The following is a 22,123-nucleotide window of genomic DNA, read 5'->3' as shown; positions in this document are numbered from 1 at the left end:
TGCGTGGCAAAATGGGATTTATTCGGTCGTATTTGGCATATGAGCCGGGCCGCCGCGCCAGGTATAGCAGATGACAAACAACACATCGCCTATTTGCGCTCCATCTCCAAAGCAAATAAACAGGTCGATTCCAGTGCCGATATTCCTCTGCACGATCTGGAGGTTGTCGTCGTTGATCTGGAAACGACCGGTTTTTATCCCGATCACGGAGACGCGATTATATCGATGGGCGCAGTCGCCATGAGAGGAGAACACCTCCTCCTCGGCGATTCTTTTTATACGTTGGTCAACCCCGGTCGGGCAATTCCTCCCCACATCCTTTCGCTCACCGGGATTACCGATGACATGGTTGCAGATGCTCCCGAGCTGTTAGAGGCTTTCTCTCGCTTTTTTCAATTCGTTGGAGATCGTCCGCTCGTTGCCCATCACTCTCGCCATGAACGTGAATTTTTACGCGCTGGACTTTGGAAAACAAGTCGGCGCCCGTTTACTCACCGCATGCTCGATACGATGCTGCTCATCCGATTGTTGAGCAATCCGGTTGGCAACGGCTCGCTAGATGCTCTCTGTGCGGCACACGACATCCCTATCTCACGCAGGCATCACGCTTACTGTGACGCTGTCGCTGCTGGTACGCTCTGGGCGAAGTATTTGGTGAAAGCAGAATCCCAAGGATTTACAAGCCTGCGGCAGGTTTACGAGGCCGTACGCTAGAATTAGTTCGAATCGTTCGATAAGTTCTACCAACATGAGGAGAGAAGATCATGCTACAGATCAGAGACGCAGTTCAGGGGGACCTCCCCGCTATGCTCGCTATTTACAACTACGCGGTGGAAAATCTGGTTGCGACATTTGACTTGGAGCCACAGACCTTGGCCCAGCGTGAAGTGTGGTTTCACAAGCACGGTGACCAACATCCGATCATCGTCGCCGAATCCGAAGGGAAAGTGATCGGATATTGCAGCCTGTCCGTTTTCCGTGAGAAACCCGCCTATCAAAAATCGACCGAGCTGTCTATTTATATTGCTCCGGATCAAAGCGGGAAAGGTGTTGGCACTACCTTGATGAGTGCGATTCTGGATCGTGCCAGACAACTCGAATACCACACGATCGTGAGCGGAATCGTAGGTGGCAATGACGCCAGCGTGAAGCTGCACGAGAAGTTCGATTTTACATTGGCAGGGAAGTTTCAAGAGGTAGGATTTAAATTCGGAGAGTGGCACGACGTTCATTTTTATCAATGGATGGTCAAGTAACAGCATGCGAAAAGCCGACACCCCTTTTCCCAAGGAAGTGTCGGCTTATTTGTTGTGTAGGAAACAAATACCTAAAAGTGGCACATCTTAAGCCAGGGTCTAATCCCTTAGCCCTTATGATATTAGTGTAACTGACGGATGATTATAAGTCTATATCTTTTTGAAAATTTGCACTAAAGCAGGTGTACCTGGCCAGGGAATCAAAAACAGGAGGTAAACCTGCTGTGCAATGGCTGTCATGGGATCTGAACCTGAAGACCAGATTGGTCGGCGAGACGCTTTTCAACCTATTGTTTTGGATGTACTTCCCCTTTCTTACTCTCCACTTTAGTGATACCTTTGGCAAAAATATTGCCGGGTTACTCATGACAGTGCCACCGATTATGAGTATGGTTGGCAATCTTTTTGGCGGCTTCTTGGCTGATCGATTTGGTCGTCGATACGTTATGCTGTCAGGAGCGTTTTTGCAGACAGGCATGTTTGTCCTGTTTGCCTTCTCCCTCACTTCTTGGATCGATTATCTAGCGTTTATCGGAATCGGGCTTGGCAAGTCGATATATAGTCCGGCGAGTTCCGCGATGGTTGCTGATCTCACCTCAGAAAAAGACAGACGCAGAATCTTCGCTACCTTTGCTACAGCCATGAACATTGGCGCCGTTTTAGGACCCGCCTTGGGGGCCATCTTTTTCTTTCAATACCGAAGTGAGTTGCTGTGGACTTGTGCGCTTGTCACTTTTTTGTATACCATCGCGATCTGGATCAATGTGAGAGAAACACTGCCACCGTCTGTAAAAAGCTCTGTCGACTCCATCCACTTCCCTTCCGTGATGAAGGAACAATGGCAGAGCTACACCGTCATTCTACGCGACAAAGCCTTTGCCATCTATATTCTCGCAGGCATGTTGATTACGATTGCAATGGTGCAGCTCGATTTATTTTTGGCCGTCTATGTAAAAGAATTCGTCCCAGCACAACCACTGCTTTCGTGGAATGAATGGTCGTTATCACTTGGCAGTACAGAGATTTTCGGATGGATGCTGGGAATAAGCGGCCTTCTGTTTGTTCTGTGCGCCCTGCCTGTTACCAAATGGTTTGAAAACTGGAGCGACCGGAATGTCTTCCTCTTGTCCTCCTTGCTGTTTGGTGTGGGCATGTTTTTGGTGGGATTCACGACGAATGCATGGCTGTTGTTCGGATGCGTGGTCATTTTTACACTAGGGGAAGTGATGCGAACTCCGGTCGAGCAGAGCTTCGTCAGCAAATACGCACCTGAGAATGCACGAGGACAGTACATGGGTGCCGCTAACCTGCAGTACTCGCTCGGCCGCTTCCTCGCTCCCGTGACCGTCATTCTATCGGAGTGGATCATGCCCATTGGCGTTTTCGCGTTCATCTTGTTATGCTCTCTGTTGAGTGCGATTCTTTACGTGAAGCTATTCCAAATCGTTCAGAATCGAGAGTCAGCTCATTACAGCTAAACTACAACAGAATAAGAAAAGTGGTTGAGCAGCGATAACCTCCTGCCAACCACTTTTTCATTTCAACCATCATAATTTTTTCGGAGCTTCTAATTTCACGGGATCAACCATTACTTTTATTTTTGCTGACGTTCCTTCGATCTTTATTTTCACACCGGAAACAACCATTTCTTTTGGCGTTTTTGCAATGTTGGTATCCGCAATGAATTTATCCAGCTCCGGAGTCCAGGTAAGTCCAGTAGCTTGGATCATCGCCTTCACGGTATGAAGGTCAGGAATTCCCTCATACATGATACCGTTTATTGTTTTTTGATCACCGCTCAGCATGACGCTTACCCATATGGATTTTTCGTTTGCCGCGCTTCCTTGTTTGGGATAATAAAAGCGGTAGTAATTCGTTTGCTTGTCCAACTCAAGCTGAAAAGGCAGGGCAAGAATTCCTTTCACAGCTAACTCTTCTTTGATTTTGTTGTAATTACTCAAGTACGTGTCTGTTGTCATCTCTTTAAACGAAGAAGCAGAATGAGAGATGCTGTTTTCAATTGCAATCGTTTGGTTAGACATACCGAGCATGGCAAACCCAGCGACTGTGACGATGGCTACTGCTGCAATGGAGACTACAAACTTTTTCATAATACATTCCCTTCTGCCGAAGCGGCATCAATTTCCTTCGCCCCTGTCATCTCCAACAAGGCTTCATAAGAGACTGGCAAAAGTGATTCTGCGATACCAGCCGCCGTATAAACCACAGAAAAGCGCTTCAAGGACCGATCCACATAGACAGGCACTTCCTCCTGCAAAGCAAACGGACAAACTGCTCCAACACGGAAGCCTGTCATTTTTTCTACTTCTTCCGGCGTAGCCATCTTTGGCTTTCCTTGTCCAAACGCTGCCTTCACTTGCTTGGGATGGACACGCACATCTCCTGCTGCCACGAACAAGGCAAACTGCTCATCTACCCGAAACAAGATCGACTTTGCGATTTGGCCGATCTCGACACCTAGTGCCTGTGCTGCCACTTCGGACGTAGGCAACGGCTGTTCAAACAAAATCGGCTCGATGCTCGAATTATAGCGTTGTACATAGCTGCGAACCTTTTCCAAAGGGCTAGCTATCATTCCCCGTCACTTCCCATCTCAACTAAAAAAACGTCATCGCCTTGCGACACACTGCCTGTCTTGACAACCGAAGCATAAACGCCGAAGTGATTATTGTGACGCTTGACGCATGCCTTCAATACGGCGGGAGTCATCGCCAGCGTATCCGGATCGATATTGACATACACACATCGTTCGCAGTGCTTGTTGACTTGCAAGGTCACATCATTGATTTTGATCTGTTTGCCCAGCCATTTGTCTTCCGCGAACGGCTCATCATCCTCCAGGACAACGACCAAATTCCCCCGAAAGCGTCGTGGATCTACCTGTTCTGCGTCAATCTGCCGCGCGATCTCTCTAAGAGAGGCATCCGTAACCAGCAAAATGTGGTCTTCCCAGTTCACACCGCCTTCTTGCGGACTACTAATCATAGGCGTAATGGAGCGCTTCGCCGTCTCCGCGACATGAGCAAATAAAGCATCATCCCATGTATGTACACTGCCATCTCGGGCTTCTATCCGAATCGGCGGGTACTCTTCTTTTCCTGTCCCTTCGCTCATGCTGGCATGATACCCGATGAGAGCGGGAACAACATCCGCACTGAGATACTTACCTTGACGAGCATTATCCCAAAAATAATAGGCACGGTCTCCATACAAGCCAAATTCATCGACCGTACTTGATGATAGCTCTTCCCCCCGCATTCCTTTGACAGGATGACGGAAAATGGTTTGAAGCGTTCCTACTTTTTTCATTTGGTTCCCCTCCCTAAGCACTTTCTCTATCCGGATATAAACGAATTGCGAACCCGCCCCCAAAACGTCAGTCGTTTGTAGCGAGCGAATTTCACTTTGTCTGGTCCCACTCGGCAACGAATGGAACAGACATCTCTCCATACTGCCTGCTCGCGGTCCAAGCCGATCATAATCTCGGGATTCATAACGATCAGCTCTACTTCATGATGCTTCGGCAATACGAGCGAGCTGTTGATGGTTCGATACGCCTGGTTATTGATCGAAGCAATCTCGGACAACTGAATCGCCTCAATGGACGGATGAACGATCGCTCCATCCACAGCCTTGTTGTAAGCTGTACTTCCTGATGGTGATGAAACGATCAAACCGTCGCCGCGAAACGTCTCCAGCTCATCGCCGTTTATATAGACGCATGTCACCAACGTAGACAGATTCGCGTTGCGCAAAACCATTTCATTCAGCGCCCACTTTTCGTACTGCTTTCCATCTCTTGTCCTGATCCTGCATTGGACCGTCGGGTATTCCGCGATCAGTGGTTCATCGTTCATCAGACGCTCAACGAATTCGTCCAGCTCCTCGGGACGCCAGTCCGCATAGAAGCCGAGATGTCCCGTATGAATCCCCACATAGGACGGCTCGATCCCGTATTGATGTACGGCCTCCAAAAGTGTCCCGTCTCCCCCGATGGACAACACCATATCCGGTTGCTCACTTGGTCCCTTCACAAAGGTAAACGGGCTATTGGCTGCATGCAGCTTTTCTTTTAATGCTTGCTCAACTTGTCGTGTATAATCGTCATTTCGCAGTACAGTCGCAATCTTCATGCTGGTCTGCCCTCACTTTTATCCTTACAAGCGGTCATGTACGCTCTGTTGTTTGTCTTCACTATACCATAGGAAAAATCTACTTGCATAACGCGTCACCAGCGGTCACTCTGAAAAGACTGCTTGCGAAATTGAGATAACCGCCTCTCTGTAGCTGGTGATATTTCCCGAGGAAGCTCATCCCAAGCGAAAAAGCGCAATTCCGCTACTTCTTTGTCATCCTTATTCAATTCTTGGCCAAGTGTGAGTTCGACATGATACAAGGCAATGTGGTCTCGTTTCCCTTCCCGCTCACTGTAAAAAAGATGGCAGAGGGTAAGTCCGTCCGCTCGTATTCCGCACTCCTCCCACAACTCCCTGCGAGCAGCATCCCCAAACGACTCTCCTCGCTCTACCCCTCCTCCCGGCAAATACCAGCCATGGACATACGTATGCCGAATCAACAAGACTCCCTTTTCTTCATCCGTTACAATGACACGGACACCCAAGGTAAGGGGCTTGCGGATTTTCCAATACCATTTCGCCACTGCATGGTACCAGGCCATATTTCCACCTCGCTTTTTCCATCTGCTACCATTCTTTAATCACCTATATTTTCCCTGCCAAGAACAAGAAAAAAACAGGCCTACCAACGGCCTGTCTCACGCGAGGCGATTCTCCAGCTCTTTGACAATCGCCTCTGCTTTTCGAATCCATCTCGAATCAATCTGTGCGTCCTTGTCCACCGGCTCCTGAAACTGATTCATCAGACCGGAAGCAAGCGGCTCCATATAGCCGATATCTTCCTCTACCCCAGTCTGGTACACATGCCTGATCACAAACGGCCCCCCGATTTCCAACCATGCATCCGGGCTGTCGAGCTCGCCTTGTAATACTTTTACAGGCAAGCGCAAAAAGACCGTATTTTTGTCATCCAGCGCCCGGTCGAAGTACCCTTGCTCATAATCCCAGTTGGATAATGTAAAGTGCGGCTGAAGCGCTTCACGAAAATAGCCAAATGTCGCCCGCGTGCCTGGCAAGCTGCTGCTTATTTGTTTCATCGTCAATCCCTGCCTTTGCTTATACTATGAGAAACGTCCAACGTTTTGTTCGTAGTGTGTGACAAAAGGCGAGGATGTACTCTCCCATCTACAAAAAGCAGCAAGCCTCCTAAGCCGTGATGGCCTTGAGAGGCTTGTAAGTTTCCTACCATTAAATCAAGACAATCGTCAGGAGCGTAAAGAGCGCCAATGGAATGATTCTACGTCCGCATCTTTTCCGTCTCCTTCTCCCTTGAACTTTTGGCAAAACATAGGGAGGTGGGGGTGGTGGGCAAAAAAATGGCGGATACGGCGGGCATGGTGGAAATGGCGATACATTTTGCTCCCAAGGATTTACCTGTGGCTTCTGCTTGCTATACGGACTGACTTGGGCGGGACGGTTACTGCTGCTATACGGGCTAACTTGGGAGGGACGATTGCTGCTGCTATACGGGCTGACTCGTGAGTTGTTGGAGCTGCCGAAAGGACTGACCTGACTGTATGGATTGTAACCATCGCCGTAGGGACTTACCTGCGAATAGTATGAATTGCCCTCATAAGGACTGAGATCGCCATAGGGAGGATAGCCTGCATACGGATTATAGCTTACGTACTGGTAATAATCAGGATACTGCCCCCATCCTCCGTACGGCTGACGACTGACCACTTCCATTACTTGATAAGGATTGTAGTCCTCATAGTTCTCATAGTTCTCATAATCATACTCTTCGAAAACTTCTTCTTCCTCCGCATCCTGGTCTACGACTTCTACGTATACGTTCTGATCATCATAATCGACAATGACGCCTTCAAACACTTGCCCGTCAATTGCTTCGATGCGCACTTTTTTCTCCACGTGCTCCTTGCAGATGTTGTGCACATTTTCTCGCATATCCTTTAACAGGCTGACAAACTGAATATCAGCCTGATACAGGTTTTTTTCGGAATCAGACTGCATCGAAACTCCTCCCCTTCTGGTGTTTCTTTATTACCATATACAAGTGCCCATGGGGAGGTTACCGGAATATAGGCGAGACTAGCCCAATTTACAGAAAGCGGGCAGGCAAAAATGGCGAAAGACGCTCCGTCTCCCCTTTTTCCACAAAGTCCGCCATCCATTTAGCAGTGATGGGGGAAAGCAGGATGCCATTGCGAAAATGTCCACCTGCGATCGACAGTCCTTCCCAGCCAGGAACGGGGCCCAGGAGCGGCTTGCCATCTTGTGTCGCAGGTCGAAGTCCGCCCCAAGCCTCCAGAAAGGCAGCGGAGTGAAGCGCTGGAACATACGGCATGGTCCCTTGCAGGATACTGGCTAGCCCCGCCATTGTGACGTCCCGCTGGAAGCCACTCTCATCCTCAGTCGCACCAATGACAATTTTTCCATCCTTTTTCGGAGTGATGTAGCCTGTCGTTCCGAAGATTACTGTTCGCAATGGAATACCCACGGACGAGACGGCCGCAATCTGTCCGCGTACAGGGCGAATCGGCACGGAAACGCCCAGCAACTCCAGCATCATTCCAGCCCATGCGCCCGAGGAAATCACCGTCTGTGCGGCGCGCAACGGCCCTGTAGAGGTCTCGATCCCAATTACTCTGCCGGCTTTTACCGCAATACCGCTCACCACGCAGCCAGATAACAGCTTCACGCCTTGCAGCTGGCAAGCAGTAGCCAACGCGCGAAGAAGCATGCGATTGTTGATGTGTCCTTCGTACGGTGAGTAGATAGCTGCCTGTACTTGATCGGTCAAGAGTGGCTCTACCTCTTTTACTTGGGCTGTATTCTCGAGCCACTCTACAGCATGTCCCGCTTCTTTTTGCCAACGATACTTGTCCGCGAGTTGTTGGACTTCCTCTTCAGTTAACGCGACGGTCAACAACCCATCCAGACTCAGCTGCACATCTCCACCAGTAAATTCCTCCAGCCTTGCTGCCCATTCTGGGTATAGCACGAGGGACTCCATCCCCAAATCGAGCATCGGTCCCGGTGCCGTGAATTCCTTTAAAGGAGCAAGCATCCCTGCCGCAGCAGAAGACGCCTGACCTCCCCATTCGCCCTGCTCGACCAAGGTAACACTCACCCCGCGCCGCGACAGCTCGTATGCCAAGCTCAAACCGATAATTCCTCCACCCACTACTAGGCAATCACTCATCTTTTTTCTCTCCTCACCATGTTGACTAAAAACGTCTTGTACGTTGCTGTTGTGGTGTGGAGGAAACAGGAGAAAACGCTCAGCTTCTAGGCCCACCCCCTGAGGGATTGACTGCACGACTCCATGCAAAAAGCGAAACCGCGGCCAAAGTAGTCCTTTCAGGATGTGTTTCAGAGGTGGCCGCTTAAAGGCGTGTTTCGCATTTTGCATTCCGTCTCGGTTCGGTGTCCCTAAGATCTTCGCTTATTTCTCCTGTTTCCTCTACGAGCTTTCCGTGTTTTCCGATATTTTAAAGCTTTAAAAATTATGAAGAATGCCATCAGTTACGCTAGAGAAGATTATTTCCAGACGTAGCGACTTGTGGAGTCCTACCGAGCGCAGAAGAGATTAGCGGGCAACAGAAACGCAACGTGCCCATACTACGAAGCGGCTACCACTTTTGCGTTTCCCCGCTAATCTCTTCGGAGCGGACAGTGCAAGCTTCCCCGTGGACGGAGCCTGGAGCCTAGACTGGAAATATTCTTCTCTCCACTACAGCCACATGTAATCCACATAACAAAAAGCCCACCCGTTCCTGAGCAGGAAAAGGTGGGCTACACACGCATAGGTAATAATCAAGCAAAAAGCGCTGTTTGCCGGCAACCGTATCCCTGCGCCGGCATGATCCGGATCAGGTGCAATGGGTCGATGGTCGATTGCTTCCATCCTCTCAGCCCCGCATGAAGGACTCCCCAAGTTGCTTGTTCATTATGATATTCTTTTGTAAGTATAGTCCTGTTTGCAACCATCTGACAAGCACGTCCGCTGGTTAATCCTCATCCTTCACATCGTAGCTCTCCGGAATCGGCTCATGACGTGCAGCATCTTCAAACTCCTGGAGCTTGCGAATTTCCTCCAAATGATGATTGAATTGCTCTTTGTTGATGATGTACTCATTGCCATCATGGACAGCACGGATGCGCCCCTGCTTGATTTTTTCCATAATAAACGTCTCGGGAAGCTCCAAATAGACGGCTGTCTCCTCGACGGTCAAATACGTCTTATTCTCGCGCAATCTAGCCTCCAGTTCCGCTTTCTGCCGCTCGTAGCCCGGCTTGCCCAGCAAGGCAAACATATTGGCTTTGTACGCCTCCACCCCTGGCTGATCAAACGGATTGACGCCCAGCAAATAGCCGCTGATACCGCATGCCTTTTCAAAAAAGTAAATCAGTCCGCCAAGATAGTAAGCTGTCGCCTCCGGTATTTCTACAAGCAGATTCGGTACGCCGCCGTCCACATGGGCCAACACCGTTCCCTCGAAAGCCTTTTTATTGACATACCCCATTCGTTTGCCAGTCAAAAAATTCAATCCATCGATGTCAGCGGGGTCCTCCTGTACAGTCAAATCAACAGCAGGCTTCGTCACAGACACAACGGTCTCAAACAAATGCCTCATGCCGTCCTGTATGTATTGGCCCAACGAATGCAAGTCCGTTGAAAACTCGGCAGAAGCCGGAAAAATCCCCTTGCCGTCCTTGCCCTCCGATTCCCCGAAAAGCTGTTTCCACCACTCGGCAAAGTAGCGAAACTGCGGTTCATAGCTGACCAACAGCTCCACTGTTTTTCCTTTTCGATAGAGTGCATTACGAATCGCCGCATACTGATAGCACGGATTATCGCGCATATCCATGACCATGTAGCGTTCGCGTGCATCCCTGGCCCCTTGCATGAGTGCATCCATGTTCGCCCCACTTACAGCGATCGGCAACAATCCAACCGCGGTCAGGACTGAATATCGCCCACCGATATCATCCGGAATAACAAAGCACGCATAGCCCTCGTCATCCGCCAGCTTTTTCAGAGCTCCCCGCTGTTTATCGGTCGTAATGTAAATTCGTTTTTTGGTCTCTTCACGTCCGTATTTCTTTTCCAGCCATTCCCGAAAAAGTCGAAACGCGATCGCTGGCTCTGTGGTCGTGCCCGATTTTGAGATGACGTTGATGGACACATTTTTTCCTTCTAATACGTCCATCAGATGAGAGATATAAATCGGACTAATATTGTTGCCCACAAAATAAATCTCTGGAGAACGTCGCTTGGACTTCGGCAGCAAATTGTAGAAGCTGTGGCCCAAAATGTCAAGCACCGCTTTTGCCCCTAGATACGAGCCTCCGATGCCAATCACCAGAAGCACATCCGAATCCGACTGAATCCGGGCTGACGCTTGGCGGATTCGTTCATACTCGTCTCGGTCGTATTGTTCCGGCCAATCGACCCAACCAAGATAATCCTTGCCGGGTCCAGTCCTTGTATGAAGCATTTGATGCGCAATTTCGATCGCTGGAGAAAGCTGCTCCCACTCATGCTGTTTGACAAAGGCTCGAGCGTTGGCGTAATCAAAGCGAATCGTTTTATTCATAGCTCCCCTCCGAGGAACGTCATCTCATCTCTATCTATGATATCACGGCAATTGGCGGCAAAGAACTTTCCGACAAAACGTATCAAAATGCGCTTAATTATGTCCAAATTGTGAACAATCGGTCATTCATGTTACCTTTTTCCAGCAATACCGTAAAAACCTTTCGAGCACTGAAATAATATGGTTCTTACCAAAGCAAGGAGAATGAACATGAAAAAACGATGGTGGATCATCGGTTCCGTCGTAGTCCTCCTGGGCATCGGGGGCGTTGCGCTTAGCATGATGGGATCGCAACAAGCTATGGGGATGCCTGTCAACATCGGCGCACCAACGAAATCGGCTTTGGAAAGCAAAGTTTTGACATCAGGGGTCGTCACCGTAGAAGACAAGCTCAAACAGTACGCAAACGTCACCGGAACCTTGCGCGAGTTTGTCGTCAAGGAAGGCGACAAGGTGAAAAAGGGACAAGTGATCGCGAAAATCGACACATCCGATGTCGATAACAGAATTCTCGATCTGGAAGCGCAAATGGAATTGGCCAAAGCCAATCTCGCCAAGGCACAAATCGGCAACGAGCCGGAAGAAGTCGCACAGGACCAAGAACGCGTCTCCCAAGCCCAACGTGAATACGATGCGGCAAAGCGAGAATATGATCGAATGAATCAACTATTCACCTCTGGCGCTTCTACCCAGCAAGAGCTGGACAAGTTGAAATCACAAATGGATAGCACTCTGTCTACGCTGAATGTCGCCAAGCAACAGCTCGCTCTCAAGCAAAAGGGGCCACGCAAAGAAGACATTGCCGCACAGCAAGCCCAAATCAACAAGCTGAATGTAGAAAAAGCACAGTTGAATAAAGAACGTGTCCAAAGTGTCGTGGTAGCACCTATGAATGGAACAGTCATTGGCGTTGCGGCTGATAACGGTCAATACGTCAACAAGGGGACAGAAATCTTGACCCTTGCCAATCTAAACAATCTGTTGATTGAAGCAGATATCAACGAATCCGATGTCAACAAGCTTAAAATCGGACAATCTGCCACGATTGAAGGCGTGACACTCGGAAAACAAAAGCTGAATGCCGAAGTAGCTCGCATCTCTCCTACCGCGACTAGTACTGCCACCAAGTCGGGACAAGGTGAAAAGACACGTGTTAAAGTCACGCTCAAGCCATCTGGAAATATTTCCGCCTTGAAACCTGGCTTCCATGTGGACATCAACATCTCTGTCGAAAAAATCGATAGTGCCCTGCAAGTACCAATCGAAGCTGTACAGCAAGATGCTGACGGCAGTACCTTTGTCTGGATATCTGCTAATGGTGTTGCGAAAAAGCAAAAGGTCGAAACAGGTATGGAAAATGAGTTGTTCACTCACGTCAAGTCAGGACTTAACGGTGATGAGCAAGTGATTTTAGGCCCTGTCGAATCCCTAACTGACGGCGCACCTGTCATGCCAATGAGTGGCGGCGGCGCACCAATGGGTATGTAACACGTAAAGAAGGAGGTCAGCCGACGATGCTTCATGTAGAAGGCTTGACGAAAGCATACAAGACGGGTGATTCCGTACTGCCCATCTTAAAAGGTGTCTCCCTGCTGGTGGAGCAAGGCGAATTCGTTGCCATCATGGGGCCATCAGGATCAGGGAAATCGACGTTTATGAACATGCTGGGCTGTCTGGATCGCGCAGATACCGGCTCATATATGCTAGACGGCATTGAAGTCAGCAGCCTGAAGGATACGGAGCTCGCCGTTGTTCGTAACCAAAAGATCGGCTTTGTCTTCCAATCGTTTAATCTGCTCGCCCGCTCTACCTCCTTACACAATGTAGAGCTGCCGATGATGTACGCGAATGTCAGCCGCACAGAACGGCGTAAACGGGCTACAGAAGCACTCAAACGAGTGGGACTGGCTGAGCGCATGGACCATAAACCAACCCAGCTATCCGGTGGGCAAAAACAGCGTGTAGCGATCGCCAGAGCACTGGTCAATAAGCCTGCCATTCTGCTGGCAGACGAACCGACGGGGAATCTGGACAGCCGCTCCGGAGTCGAAATCATGGCCATGTTTCAGGAGCTGCATGCACAGGGCGTCACGATCATTCTCGTTACCCACGAATTGGACATCGCCCAGCACGCTGAGCGGATTGTGACTTTCAAGGACGGCGTGATCATTCGTGATGAAAAGGTTACGGAGCGAATATTCTCCAAGCCGTCTGACGAGGTGATTGTCACATGAATTTTATGGAAAGCTTTAGTACCGCGGTGGAAGGTATCTGGGCGAACAAAATGCGTTCGATCTTGACCATGCTCGGGATCATCATCGGGATTACATCCGTCATTGTCGTCACGGCACTCGGTGAAGGCGGACAGAAAGCAATCAACGAAGAGATGGAAAAGTTCGGGCAAAACACATTTAACGTCTTCATCAATTGGGAGACAAAAGAAGAGATGGCCTCAGAAGATATGACCGTGGAAGATACCGAGGTGCTCGGCAGGATTAGTCCTGCAATCGAATACATCGTCCCTTCCAATTCCAGTACCATCGATTTGAAGGGTCCGAAAAAAGAAGAGCGTGTCAACCTCACCGCCTCGACTGCTGATTATTTTGCGATGCAATCGACGTTGAAGGTAGCTAAAGGTCGTCTTTTCAACGAGACAGATGACAAAGAGCAACGTGCTGTCATCGTCCTGGAGGAAGCCTTGGCTCAAAAGCTGTTCGGTCAAATGAGCCCGATTGGTCAGCGTGTTCGCTGGGAGAATCAATCTCTTGTCGTAATCGGTACGTATACCGAAGAGAAGTTCAAGTTCGATATGGCAACGAGCTATGGAGCGATTATTCCAATCCGTTATGAAATGAGCCTGCAGGAAGAACCGTCTGTCCAGATGATCATGGGAAAAGCGATCGACAAAGCCTCTGTCGAACCAGCCATGCAGCAGGTCAAACAGTATTTGAGCCGCAAGCATCAAAAGGAAGATCATTACAGAGTTCGAAGCATGCAAGAATCGATGGATCAGTTTAATCAAATGACAGGCACCTTGACGCTGATCTTTAGTATTATCGCGGGAATCTCCCTCGTGGTTGGTGGAGTCGGGGTTATGAACATCATGCTCGTATCTGTGACAGAGCGTACCCGCGAAATCGGGATTCGCAAAGCGTTAGGGGCACGACGACGCGATATCTTGATTCAGTTTTTGATTGAATCGGTCATCGTCTGCTTGATCGGTGGATTAATCGGGGTGTTATTCGGCCTTGGTATTGCTTCGATCATCGCCTATTTTGCACAGTTGCCGCCGCTTATGTCCTGGAACAGCGTGTTTATCGCATTCGGCTTCTCCAGTGCCATCGGTATTTTCTTCGGCCTCTATCCGGCCAACAAGGCAGCGAAGCTCGATCCAATCGAAGCTCTGCGTTACGAATAAGGAAAAATGGCGCAGCCAATTTTCCATCCTTAAGCGAGCGAAGCCTTTTTGAAAAAACAAGCACCTGTAAGCTCTCTGGCTACAGGTGCTTGTTTATGTTGGTAACGTATCTGTTACCAGCTTCAAAACAAAAAAAAGCGCAATCCCGACGCTCGCGACTGTCCACCAGAGCGGCTTGCTGTCAGCCTTTTTGGCCTTGTAGATCCCGATTAACTTCCAGGTACCTACCGCCACACACAAGAGGCTAAACAGGAGCAGGATTGTCCCCATGACCTCCCTCCCCTCACTCCTAGCTATATGGGGAAGAGAGGGAAAAAATCACTTCTTCGGGTCCTTTTTGCCTAATCGCCCGAGGACCATCCGGCCCCGTTCCTTAATGGACTCGTCCTTGATATCCTGTTGACGCTTTTTCATCAAACCGTTTTTGGAAGTATCCGGTCGGTCCGTTTGCCGTCCATCTCGCATTAGCTGTACTTGCCTCCGCCTTTTTTCTCATAATCCGTCAAAAGCTCAGCAAAGCTCTTGTTGCGCTCACGTTCTTCCTGCTCCCGGCGCTTCTGTTCGACTGCTTCCTTCGCTTTGCGCTCGCCTTCTGTCTTCATATCTTTTTCAAGCTGCTTGAGTGCTCCGAGCGCATCTGCATTCAGCATATCCTTCAAACTGCTCAATCCGCTTTTCGCGTCTGTCGTAGTTGTGGTCACTGCTTGACGCTGTGGTTTTCGTTGTTTTTTCGCCATTTGAATTGCCACCCTTTCCCTATCCTCATTCTGTCCTCATTCTCTGGCCCCATCCGGGTCATACTATCTTCATCTTTCACAAAGAGGAGGACATCACATGGTTCGCAACAAAGAAAAAGATTTTGGAAAAACCGCTGAAATCCGAGGACCCAAAGCCCAATCCGAGGCTGTCCGCTCTGACGGCTCCATTAATAGTGAACCACAAGAAAGGCTAAAAGAAAACCGCTAACAAAAAAACCGCCGGGCAGCCATTATGCTCGGCGATTTTTACTTGGAGGCGGGTTTTGTTGGCCTACTTTTCGAATCACGCGTTCCTGCTTCAGTAAGGTGAGCTTCTCGTCAAATTGGAAAGAACAGCCGATTTTTAACAATCGCTTGGCAAAATTCCGCTCCATTTCAATCCGCTGCAACTCCCGGAATGCTCCTGCCCTCTTTGCATCCTCGCGCAGCAGGGAAACATGCTGAGTCGTAAACATCGTCCAGGGCGAACGGTATCGCTCGAGCTTTGCCCAACTGATGCGGTCGCTTTATATGCGGATTTTGTTCTAGCCATTTTTGACATTCAACATGCTGACTGGCACTAAACTGAGGTTCGTATACGGAGTAGATCCTCCTCGTACCCAGCCCCAGCAAAATCATATCCTGTACCCGCTCGTGTGCCTGCTGATGTATGCCGATAAACTCGCGGGGAACCATCATATTACACGCTACAAACACGAGCAGTTCACCTTTCGCCTGCTGGATTCCCGTATTGAACAAACCGGAGAGCGGAACACGTCTGCGATAACGCACCACTTGCAAAGAATAATGGGCGGTAAAGCCAGCCAGCTTCTCTGCCAGTCCATCCGTGGAGCCATTGTCCAGCACGATCACCTCGTATTGTTCAAAATCGGCAAACTGCAAGTTCAGGCTAAACAAAGTATACAGAAGCTGATGGGCTGCATCTCTGACGGGAATGATCACACTCGTTAGCATTAGATCTTCCCCCTTTTTTTAGCATATGCGGCTGGGCCTCATTTGGGCTGGGCGCGGATTCCATCCGAACCGAATAAGGGGTCAGTCACTGATGCATGCTATAAAAGGAGGTAATTTATAGCTTTAGCAAATAGTTATCTTCTTTCAACGACTCTGCACTTTTTCGTGCAACTAAAAACTTATATAAGAGAGGAGGTATCCGTTGCAGGAATTGCTTGGTACAACTGAATCCGATATAATTAATCTATCTCCGACGTGGAGATTGGCGATCCGTTAGGCAGTATAATCATGGACGGTGTTACACCGTGAACATGCGAAGTCTACGCTGTGAAGTAGGGCTGCCCGCCATATTTGCCCGTAGTGGCTACGCGAAAACCAAGCGAAGATAGAAGTTAGGAAATTGCACAGCTCGCATCCCTAACTGTGTAGGATTCGTTGCATCCGAATTTACGCCTGTGGAGTGTCGTACCAAATGCGAGTAGCCTCGGCAAAAGCAGACACAAAGAAGCAGGAAGCAAACAAAAGATGTGTAGACTTTTACAATCTTTTGGCAACGGTCCAGATGATGGATAACGATAAGCAAAAGAACGACAAGACGAAGGATATTTCCCTCGATGGGACGCTGCCTCATCAAATCAGTGCTCCTGACTTCAAAAACTCGTCCCGTACGATCCAAAAGCCATTCGTCAATGAGTTCGGAGTCGTCATCGGTGACAGCTTGTACGAGTCCCAGGAATCTCCCTTACACAATTGGAGTACGGAAACGGATCCCTCCGTCATGGCCGGGGATCAGTGGGTACATCCGACCAATGATATTGGCTGGAACTCGATAGAAAATCGTGAGCTTCTCGAGGATCAAGAACTAGATGGAGCCCGGTTTATGCACCCTACCTTCGATGTGAGCAAAGGCAAGGACTAATGCCAGCTTTTTATGCAACCCGTTCGGCAGAAGCACTTCTGACCGGACGGGTGTTTTTGAATTGCGCTTGCACTCCAGGCTTCGGGACACTACTCTGACTTGTGTTACAATGGAAGACAAGTAGCAGAAAGGAGCAAGTCCATGAGTATCACACTTACGATAGAGCCAGCGTTCTCCCTTGCCTATCAACGTTATGCCGGCTTTGTACCCGGAGATACGCTTCGATTGTATGTACGAACAAGCGGCCCCGGAACCGGTGGTATGTTCTATGCGATTGAAAAAGATGAGGCCCTCACCGATGATGCTGTGTTTGAAGTAGAGGGATTGCGCTTTGTCATTCGTCCAACTGATTTCTGGTATTTCGACGGGGGACATCTGAGCTACAATCCGGTCTATGGCGAATACGGCTTTCACTTCACCAACCCTCGTCTGGATGGGAACTAAAACAGAAACTTCTATTGGCTTGATTCGTAAGAAGAGATATCTGCCTATATCTTCTGGGAGGAAAAACGATGAAAAAAAGCCGTTCAGTCCTTTTGGCGATCGGTGCTTTCTTACTTGCCAATTTAAAATGGATACTTAGCATACTGAAGTTTTCGAAATTCGGAACCACCATTATATCCATGGGGATTACCTTGTGGGCGTATGCCTTGTTTTACGGATGGAAATTCGCAGTAGCTCTCGTCTATCTGATCTTCGTACACGAAATGGGCCATGTGATTGCCGCCAAACGAAAAGGAATCGCGACTTCACCCGCTGTCTTTATTCCTTTTGCCGGAGCCTTCATCGCCATGAAAGACATGCCGCGTGATGCAAAAACCGAGGCGTACTTAGCCTACGGCGGACCTTTGGCGGGGATGATTGCTTTCTTACCTGCCCTCCCGCTGTATTGGTATACGCAGGACCCTTTCTGGGGTTTGGTTATCTACTTGGGCGCCATGCTCAATTTATTTAACCTACTGCCCATCTCCCCGCTGGATGGTGGCCGCATCGTTTCGGTATTGTCGACGAAAATTTGGTTTATCGGTTTAGTCGGACTGGGCGTTATGCTGTTCGCCAACCCAGGACCGATTACTGTGTTCATTTTTATCATCGGCTTGATTACATGGTACAACCGTCTGCGTGCTGGGTATCAACAAAAGATCCTGCAATACGAGCGCGAAAGGATTGCAGACTTCCAGCAAAGCATAGCCAAATGGCCCACGCTGGAATCGACATGGGATATTCGCACGCAAATGAATGCTGAGGTAAATGCGATCAATCAGGAAGATTTGAAGAAATTTTATGTTCCATTTTTACAGGACAAAAAACGCCTTCAGCGTGACTTCAAGCGACTCGATAAAGTATATCTGAACAGAAAATGGGAATTGTTCAGACTGTGGGAACGAGAGCCCGTTTTGTATTACGATTCGGACCCGAACCGCCCGATCCCTTCGGATGCACTTCGTGATGGGGAACGTGCGGCGCAAGAGAGATTAGCCGAACTGGATGAGCAAATACACCAGCTCACTACGTACTACGATGCACCTACCTCTACGAAGTGGAAAGTGTTAGTTGCCTATCTCGGTCTAGCTGCTGTCCTGTCAGCGTTTTTCGTCTACGCCCAACAAATCCTGCATTAGAAAAACGCTTGTAGGGCTTTTTACAAATCCTTATCTACCAAGAAACCGCTTGCACTTTGCGTTGCTTGCAGAAACGGATGCCTATCTGCGGCCTTCTCCGAGCGCAAAAACGTGCGCTACGGTTATCTGAGGGTCGCTCTTCCCGACCAAAAGGGCAGAAACGCCCTCTACGGTGGTATATCGCTTTTGTGCGTTCAACCCGATCAGAGTAAAATAGAAAATAGTACTTTCATAAAATTCCAGAGAGGATGACTTTTTACTTGGACACCGTCCCGATAGTGCTCAACCTACTGCTTGTTATATTTCTTGTTTTTCTCAACGGCTTTTTCGTAGCCGCAGAGTTCTCACTCGTGAAGGTGCGGCAAACGCGCCTGACACAGATGGTGAATGAAGGTAACAAACGTGCAGTCTATGCCCAAAAAGTAACGCATAAGCTAGACGCCTACCTATCTGCCTGCCAGGTCGGGATTACTCTCGCCTCGCTGGGACTGGGTTGGGTCGGGGAACCGGCCATTGCCCATATGATTGTGGAGCCTTTGCTTGGATCTTCGGGATTGCCTGCTTATGCGATCTCCGCGATTTCTTTTGGTGTAGCCTTTGCGATTATTACGTTCCTCCACATTGTCTTGGGTGAGTTGGCTCCGAAATCATTGGCCATTCAAAAAGCAGAAATGACCTCGTTGTGGGTTGCCGCGCCATTGATGTTTTTCTATAAATTGCTTTACCCGGCTATCTGGTTCTTGAACGGAACAGCCAACGCTCTCATGAGACGACTCGGACTCGAAGCCATCTCAGAACATGAAGCGGCTCATACAGAAGAAGAAATTCGCCTGTTGGTCAACCAAAGTCACCAAAGTGGCCATATCGACCAAACCGAATTGGCTCTAGTGGAACAAGTTTTTGACTTCTCCGAAACCGTTGCTCGGGAAACGATGATCCCGCGCATTGATATGGTTTGCTTATATACGACGAATACCTTTGAAGAAAACCTGGAAATTATTCGTTCGCAGCGCCACACGCGTTTTCCGGTTGCCGCTGAGGATAAGGACAACATCATCGGTTTTGTCCACGCGACAGACTTCTACCTTTCTGCCTTGCAAGACGGAAGCGTGGAGCTGGATTCGGTGGTTCGCCCTGTCCTGACCGTACCGGAAACAATGGAAATCAGCACGGTATTGCGCCTGATGCAGAAAAATCGTTCGCAGCTCGCGATTGTCATCGACGAATACGGCGGAACAGCTGGTCTCGTGACGATGGAGGATATTCTGGAAGAAATCGTTGGGGATATCCAAGACGAGTTTGACGAGGAAAGACCAGAGATTGAGAAGCTGGACAATGGCCTCTCCGTATCCGGTATGCTCGTGTTGGCTGACCTGAATGACCATCTTCCGTTCGAACTCGAATCCGAAGATGTAGACACAATCGGCGGTTGGTTGTACAGCCAGCTGGAAGAAGACATCGCTGTTGATGCGACAGTAGAATGGGAAGACCACCTGTTCACCGTCAAGCAGATGGATCATCACCGTGTCACACGCGTCCTGATTACGCGTTTGGAAAATGATGAATCGGAGCAACAAGAACTGTTGACCGTCTCCTAATCCTCACACGTTTCGCACAAACCAAAGCCCCACACCTGCTTACTTGGCTGGTGCGGGGCTTTTCTATTTCGCTCGTGTTGCTTCTACGTAGTCTCCTGGCTAGTAAGTTGCTTCCAGTCGTCCACACTGTTGTCCTCCAAAATCCCCATCGTCACATCGCTAATATCCGGATCAGTGAGCAAGCTGTCGCGAATGCTGCTGCCATTCCCTCCTTGATCGAGACAATTTTCTTTACTATTCCCTATTCGCAAGGCGTGTTCCTTATGAGAAATGGAACATATAAACAAAGAAAAGACAGACATCCGAAGTGGATTATCTGCCTTTTCTTGTTATCGCTACCTTATGCGACTAATTTCAATCCTGCTACTGCAATAATCACCACTGCGATGCACAAGATCCGCAGCTTGTCTTTTGCTTCTCCATAAAACAGCATCCCGACAAGGGCGCTACCTACTGTACCAATACCTGTCCAAACCGCATAGGCTGTCCCCATAGGGATTTCTTTCATCGCAAGAGACAGAAGAAGAAAGCTGATCGAAAAACCGCCAATCAGTACCGCAAAGGAACGGAAAGAAGGCTTCGTGTTGACCTGCGTAATCCCCATCACGCCTACGACTTCAAACAACCCTGCAAAAACCAAGGCTACCCATGTCATGCCACTTCACCTTCCTTTCGCGGCTTTTCTTCATGATCCGGTGTGACCAGCTTCAATCCAAGGATTCCCCCCAGAAGAAGTGCGATCAAGCCCACTTTTGTCCAGCTGAACGGTTCTCCAAACAGGAACATTTCGCTAATCACGGTACCAGCCGTACCCAAACCAACGAAGATCGCGTAGACCGTACTCGTCGGTAACTTTTTCCCTGAATAGATCAAAACGCCAAAGCTGATAATAATCGCTAAGACGGTCAATGCCCACGACCAAAAGCTGTCGGCGTGCTTCAAGCCCGCTACCCACATGACTTCAAATACTGCTGCTACGACAACCATCAACCAATATTTCCCCATGTTCTGGCTCCCTCCTCTTTCTTTTACGCTCATGACAACGGACGTATCCGTTTTTATCGTTCCCCAAATTACATACTCATCCAAGATGGCTCAGGCTTTTTCCGAATGCAAAAAAAGCCTCGGGTGAATACCATCACAGATATTCCTCCCGGGCTTTTATCCCTCCGTGTACACGACCGTGGTCGTGGGTTTTCTCTCGGTCCTGACCGGCCAGATGACTGTCCGCGGAACCCTAGAAAACTCAGTACATATGCAGTTCGTTTCTTGGGGTAACTGCCCTTATCATATCAAAAAGCGCCGCGTTTGGCAATGAACGTGCGACACTTCGGCAAAAGATGGTATTCTACAAAGAGAAGCATGATACACAGGAAGAGAGGAACGTACGTATGACGAAAGTCTTGTTCGTTTGTTTGGGCAATATTTGTCGCTCGCCTATGGCTGAAGCCGTATTTCGACATCTCGTAGAGGCGGAGGGATTGGCAGGGGAAATCTCCATCGATTCGGCGGGGATTGGTGGCTGGCACGCTGGGGAACCTCCACACAATGGTACGCAAAAGGTACTAATTGAGAACGGGATCGCGCATGACACACTGCGTGCTCGCCAAATTGTCGCGCAGGACTTCTCGGAGTACGACTATATCGTCTGCATGGATGAGGAAAATTTGTCGGCACTCAATCAGATGGCACTGTCAGAGAAAAAGGTGCACCGCTTGCTCGACTTTGCCGATTCTGCCCAGGAACAAAATGTGGAGGACCCTTACTATACCGGGCGATTTACGTATGTGTATGACCTGGTGAATGCAGGTTGTCGCGGGCTGCTGGAGGACATCAAAACAACGATCGCAAAAAAGGGATAGCCGTTACCAGGCATC

General features: G+C 49.2%; 28 protein-coding genes, 2 pseudogenes and 2 riboswitches. Of the genes and pseudogenes, 12 read left to right on the top strand and 18 right to left on the bottom strand.

All coding sequences use genetic code 11. The annotated features are described in order from the left end of the window. The first annotated feature begins 3 nt into the window (after positions 1–3). The 3 genes from ACFYU8_RS21245 to ACFYU8_RS21235 all read left to right on the top strand — a co-directional run bounded on the left by ACFYU8_RS21245 (position 4) and on the right by ACFYU8_RS21235 (position 2,734). Positions 4–714: a 3'-5' exonuclease gene (locus tag ACFYU8_RS21245; protein WP_390303588.1), complete on the top strand. Its 711-nt coding sequence runs from the start codon at positions 4–6 to the stop codon at positions 712–714. A 50-nt stretch (positions 715–764) separates the two neighbouring features. Continuing rightward, entirely contained in the window at positions 765–1,256 is a 492-nt protein-coding gene (locus tag ACFYU8_RS21240; RefSeq protein ID WP_390303591.1) for a GNAT family N-acetyltransferase, read from the top strand. Between the two features lie 224 nt (positions 1,257–1,480). Then, positions 1,481–2,734, top strand: a complete 1,254-nt coding sequence (locus ACFYU8_RS21235) for an MDR family MFS transporter (protein WP_390303593.1) — start codon at positions 1,481–1,483, stop codon at positions 2,732–2,734. Between the two features lie 69 nt (positions 2,735–2,803). Here ACFYU8_RS21235 and ACFYU8_RS21230 read toward each other — a convergent pair whose 3' ends face one another. The 10 genes and pseudogenes from ACFYU8_RS21230 to ACFYU8_RS21185 form a co-directional block, all read right to left on the bottom strand. Then, the gene (locus tag ACFYU8_RS21230; RefSeq protein ID WP_390303596.1) at positions 2,804–3,367 is read right to left on the bottom strand and encodes a hypothetical protein; all 564 of its coding nucleotides are present in this window, start codon (positions 3,365–3,367) and stop codon (positions 2,804–2,806) included. Then, entirely contained in the window at positions 3,364–3,852 is a 489-nt protein-coding gene (locus ACFYU8_RS21225; RefSeq protein WP_390303599.1) for a YbaK/EbsC family protein, read from the bottom strand. Before ACFYU8_RS21225 ends, ACFYU8_RS21230 begins: the two co-directional genes overlap by 4 nt. Further along, positions 3,849–4,586, bottom strand: a complete 738-nt coding sequence (locus tag ACFYU8_RS21220) for an MOSC domain-containing protein (protein WP_390303602.1) — start codon at positions 4,584–4,586, stop codon at positions 3,849–3,851. Before ACFYU8_RS21220 ends, ACFYU8_RS21225 begins: the two co-directional genes overlap by 4 nt. A gap of 26 nt (positions 4,587–4,612) precedes the next feature. Next, a complete protein-coding gene (locus ACFYU8_RS21215) occupies positions 4,613–5,410 on the bottom strand; it encodes an NAD kinase (RefSeq protein WP_390303605.1) in 798 nt (265 codons plus the stop codon). A 95-nt stretch (positions 5,411–5,505) separates the two neighbouring features. Next, on the bottom strand, positions 5,506–5,955 hold the full coding sequence (locus ACFYU8_RS21210) for an NUDIX domain-containing protein (protein ID WP_390303608.1): 450 nt from the start codon (positions 5,953–5,955) through the stop codon (positions 5,506–5,508). Between the two features lie 96 nt (positions 5,956–6,051). After that, positions 6,052–6,450, bottom strand: a complete 399-nt coding sequence (locus ACFYU8_RS21205; protein ID WP_390303611.1) for a YugN-like family protein — start codon at positions 6,448–6,450, stop codon at positions 6,052–6,054. A gap of 151 nt (positions 6,451–6,601) precedes the next feature. Further along, positions 6,602–7,387 carry an LSm family protein gene (locus ACFYU8_RS21200; RefSeq protein ID WP_390303614.1) on the bottom strand — a complete coding sequence of 262 codons (786 nt, stop codon included), beginning with the start codon at positions 7,385–7,387 and terminating at the stop codon, positions 6,602–6,604. An 88-nt stretch (positions 7,388–7,475) separates the two neighbouring features. Continuing rightward, positions 7,476–8,579, bottom strand: coding sequence for a glycine oxidase ThiO (gene thiO / locus ACFYU8_RS21195; RefSeq protein WP_390303617.1), 1,104 nt, complete (start codon positions 8,577–8,579; stop codon positions 7,476–7,478). 627 nt (positions 8,580–9,206) lie between these two features. Next, positions 9,207–9,323, bottom strand: a riboswitch (TPP riboswitch). A 64-nt stretch (positions 9,324–9,387) separates the two neighbouring features. Then, positions 9,388–9,612: an excisionase family DNA-binding protein gene (locus ACFYU8_RS21190; protein ID WP_391365911.1), complete on the bottom strand. Its 225-nt coding sequence runs from the start codon at positions 9,610–9,612 to the stop codon at positions 9,388–9,390. Between the two features lie 15 nt (positions 9,613–9,627). Continuing rightward, positions 9,628–10,977, bottom strand: a pseudogene (locus ACFYU8_RS21185) (glucose-6-phosphate isomerase); the annotation flags it as partial. 210 nt (positions 10,978–11,187) lie between these two features. On the opposite strand from ACFYU8_RS21185, the gene ACFYU8_RS21180 reads away from it, so the two are divergent. Genes ACFYU8_RS21180 through ACFYU8_RS21170 form a run of 3 tightly spaced genes read left to right on the top strand, consistent with a single transcriptional unit; the run spans position 11,188 to position 14,395 of the window. Further along, entirely contained in the window at positions 11,188–12,465 is a 1,278-nt protein-coding gene (locus tag ACFYU8_RS21180; protein WP_390303620.1) for an efflux RND transporter periplasmic adaptor subunit, read from the top strand. Between the two features lie 26 nt (positions 12,466–12,491). Then, on the top strand, positions 12,492–13,211 hold the full coding sequence (locus ACFYU8_RS21175; protein WP_390303623.1) for an ABC transporter ATP-binding protein: 720 nt from the start codon (positions 12,492–12,494) through the stop codon (positions 13,209–13,211). Beyond that, positions 13,208–14,395: an ABC transporter permease gene (locus ACFYU8_RS21170; RefSeq protein WP_390303626.1), complete on the top strand. Its 1,188-nt coding sequence runs from the start codon at positions 13,208–13,210 to the stop codon at positions 14,393–14,395. Before ACFYU8_RS21175 ends, ACFYU8_RS21170 begins: the two co-directional genes overlap by 4 nt. A 93-nt stretch (positions 14,396–14,488) precedes the next feature. Here ACFYU8_RS21170 and ACFYU8_RS21165 read toward each other — a convergent pair whose 3' ends face one another. Genes ACFYU8_RS21165 through ACFYU8_RS21155 form a run of 3 tightly spaced genes read right to left on the bottom strand, consistent with a single transcriptional unit; the run spans position 14,489 to position 15,132 of the window. Beyond that, complete coding sequence (locus ACFYU8_RS21165; protein WP_167402469.1) at positions 14,489–14,665, bottom strand: hypothetical protein; 177 nt, start codon at positions 14,663–14,665, stop codon at positions 14,489–14,491. Between the two features lie 48 nt (positions 14,666–14,713). Continuing rightward, the gene (locus ACFYU8_RS21160; RefSeq protein ID WP_007724729.1) at positions 14,714–14,860 is read right to left on the bottom strand and encodes a hypothetical protein; all 147 of its coding nucleotides are present in this window, start codon (positions 14,858–14,860) and stop codon (positions 14,714–14,716) included. Continuing rightward, positions 14,860–15,132, bottom strand: coding sequence for a DUF3886 domain-containing protein (locus ACFYU8_RS21155; protein WP_390303629.1), 273 nt, complete (start codon positions 15,130–15,132; stop codon positions 14,860–14,862). The genes ACFYU8_RS21160 and ACFYU8_RS21155 overlap by 1 nt, the downstream gene beginning before the upstream one ends. A gap of 97 nt (positions 15,133–15,229) precedes the next feature. Between ACFYU8_RS21155 and sspK the strand changes: the two genes are divergently transcribed. Beyond that, complete coding sequence (gene sspK / locus ACFYU8_RS21150) at positions 15,230–15,361, top strand: small acid-soluble spore protein K (RefSeq protein ID WP_007724732.1); 132 nt, start codon at positions 15,230–15,232, stop codon at positions 15,359–15,361. 22 nt (positions 15,362–15,383) lie between these two features. Here sspK and ACFYU8_RS21145 read toward each other — a convergent pair whose 3' ends face one another. After that, positions 15,384–15,542, bottom strand: a complete 159-nt coding sequence (locus ACFYU8_RS21145) for a hypothetical protein (RefSeq protein ID WP_390303633.1) — start codon at positions 15,540–15,542, stop codon at positions 15,384–15,386. Continuing rightward, a complete protein-coding gene (locus ACFYU8_RS21140) occupies positions 15,529–16,107 on the bottom strand; it encodes a glycosyltransferase family 2 protein (RefSeq protein ID WP_390303636.1) in 579 nt (192 codons plus the stop codon). The genes ACFYU8_RS21145 and ACFYU8_RS21140 overlap by 14 nt, the downstream gene beginning before the upstream one ends. Positions 16,108–16,672: 565 nt before the next feature. Here ACFYU8_RS21140 and ACFYU8_RS21135 point away from each other — a divergent pair. From ACFYU8_RS21135 to ACFYU8_RS21120, 4 genes are all read left to right on the top strand, one after another. Then, positions 16,673–17,026, top strand: a complete 354-nt coding sequence (locus ACFYU8_RS21135) for a DUF3905 domain-containing protein (RefSeq protein ID WP_390303779.1) — start codon at positions 16,673–16,675, stop codon at positions 17,024–17,026. Positions 17,027–17,167: 141 nt separating this feature from the next. Next, positions 17,168–17,470: an iron-sulfur cluster biosynthesis family protein gene (locus tag ACFYU8_RS21130; protein WP_390303639.1), complete on the top strand. Its 303-nt coding sequence runs from the start codon at positions 17,168–17,170 to the stop codon at positions 17,468–17,470. 68 nt (positions 17,471–17,538) lie between these two features. Then, on the top strand, positions 17,539–18,648 hold the full coding sequence (locus ACFYU8_RS21125) for a site-2 protease family protein (protein ID WP_390303642.1): 1,110 nt from the start codon (positions 17,539–17,541) through the stop codon (positions 18,646–18,648). A gap of 260 nt (positions 18,649–18,908) precedes the next feature. After that, on the top strand, positions 18,909–20,246 hold the full coding sequence (locus tag ACFYU8_RS21120) for a hemolysin family protein (protein ID WP_390303645.1): 1,338 nt from the start codon (positions 18,909–18,911) through the stop codon (positions 20,244–20,246). Between the two features lie 83 nt (positions 20,247–20,329). Here the strand turns inward: ACFYU8_RS21120 and ACFYU8_RS21115 are convergent. From ACFYU8_RS21115 to ACFYU8_RS21105, 3 genes and pseudogenes are all read right to left on the bottom strand, one after another. Further along, positions 20,330–20,440 (bottom strand): annotated as a pseudogene (locus ACFYU8_RS21115) (cation diffusion facilitator family transporter); the annotation flags it as partial. Between the two features lie 146 nt (positions 20,441–20,586). Continuing rightward, positions 20,587–20,901: a DMT family transporter gene (locus ACFYU8_RS21110; RefSeq protein ID WP_390303648.1), complete on the bottom strand. Its 315-nt coding sequence runs from the start codon at positions 20,899–20,901 to the stop codon at positions 20,587–20,589. Beyond that, complete coding sequence (locus ACFYU8_RS21105) at positions 20,898–21,251, bottom strand: DMT family transporter (RefSeq protein ID WP_390303651.1); 354 nt, start codon at positions 21,249–21,251, stop codon at positions 20,898–20,900. Before ACFYU8_RS21105 ends, ACFYU8_RS21110 begins: the two co-directional genes overlap by 4 nt. A gap of 143 nt (positions 21,252–21,394) precedes the next feature. Further along, a riboswitch (guanidine-I (ykkC/yxkD leader) is annotated at positions 21,395–21,498 on the bottom strand. Positions 21,499–21,637: 139 nt separating this feature from the next. Here ACFYU8_RS21105 and ACFYU8_RS21100 point away from each other — a divergent pair. Continuing rightward, complete coding sequence (locus ACFYU8_RS21100) at positions 21,638–22,108, top strand: low molecular weight protein-tyrosine-phosphatase (protein WP_390303654.1); 471 nt, start codon at positions 21,638–21,640, stop codon at positions 22,106–22,108. The last annotated feature ends 15 nt before the right edge of the window (positions 22,109–22,123 follow it).

It is taken from the genome of Brevibacillus sp. NPDC003359, from assembly GCF_042878995.1.
In the GTDB taxonomy this organism is placed as follows: domain Bacteria; phylum Bacillota; class Bacilli; order Brevibacillales; family Brevibacillaceae; genus Brevibacillus.
This window is presented reverse-complemented; position numbering and strand designations above follow the sequence as displayed.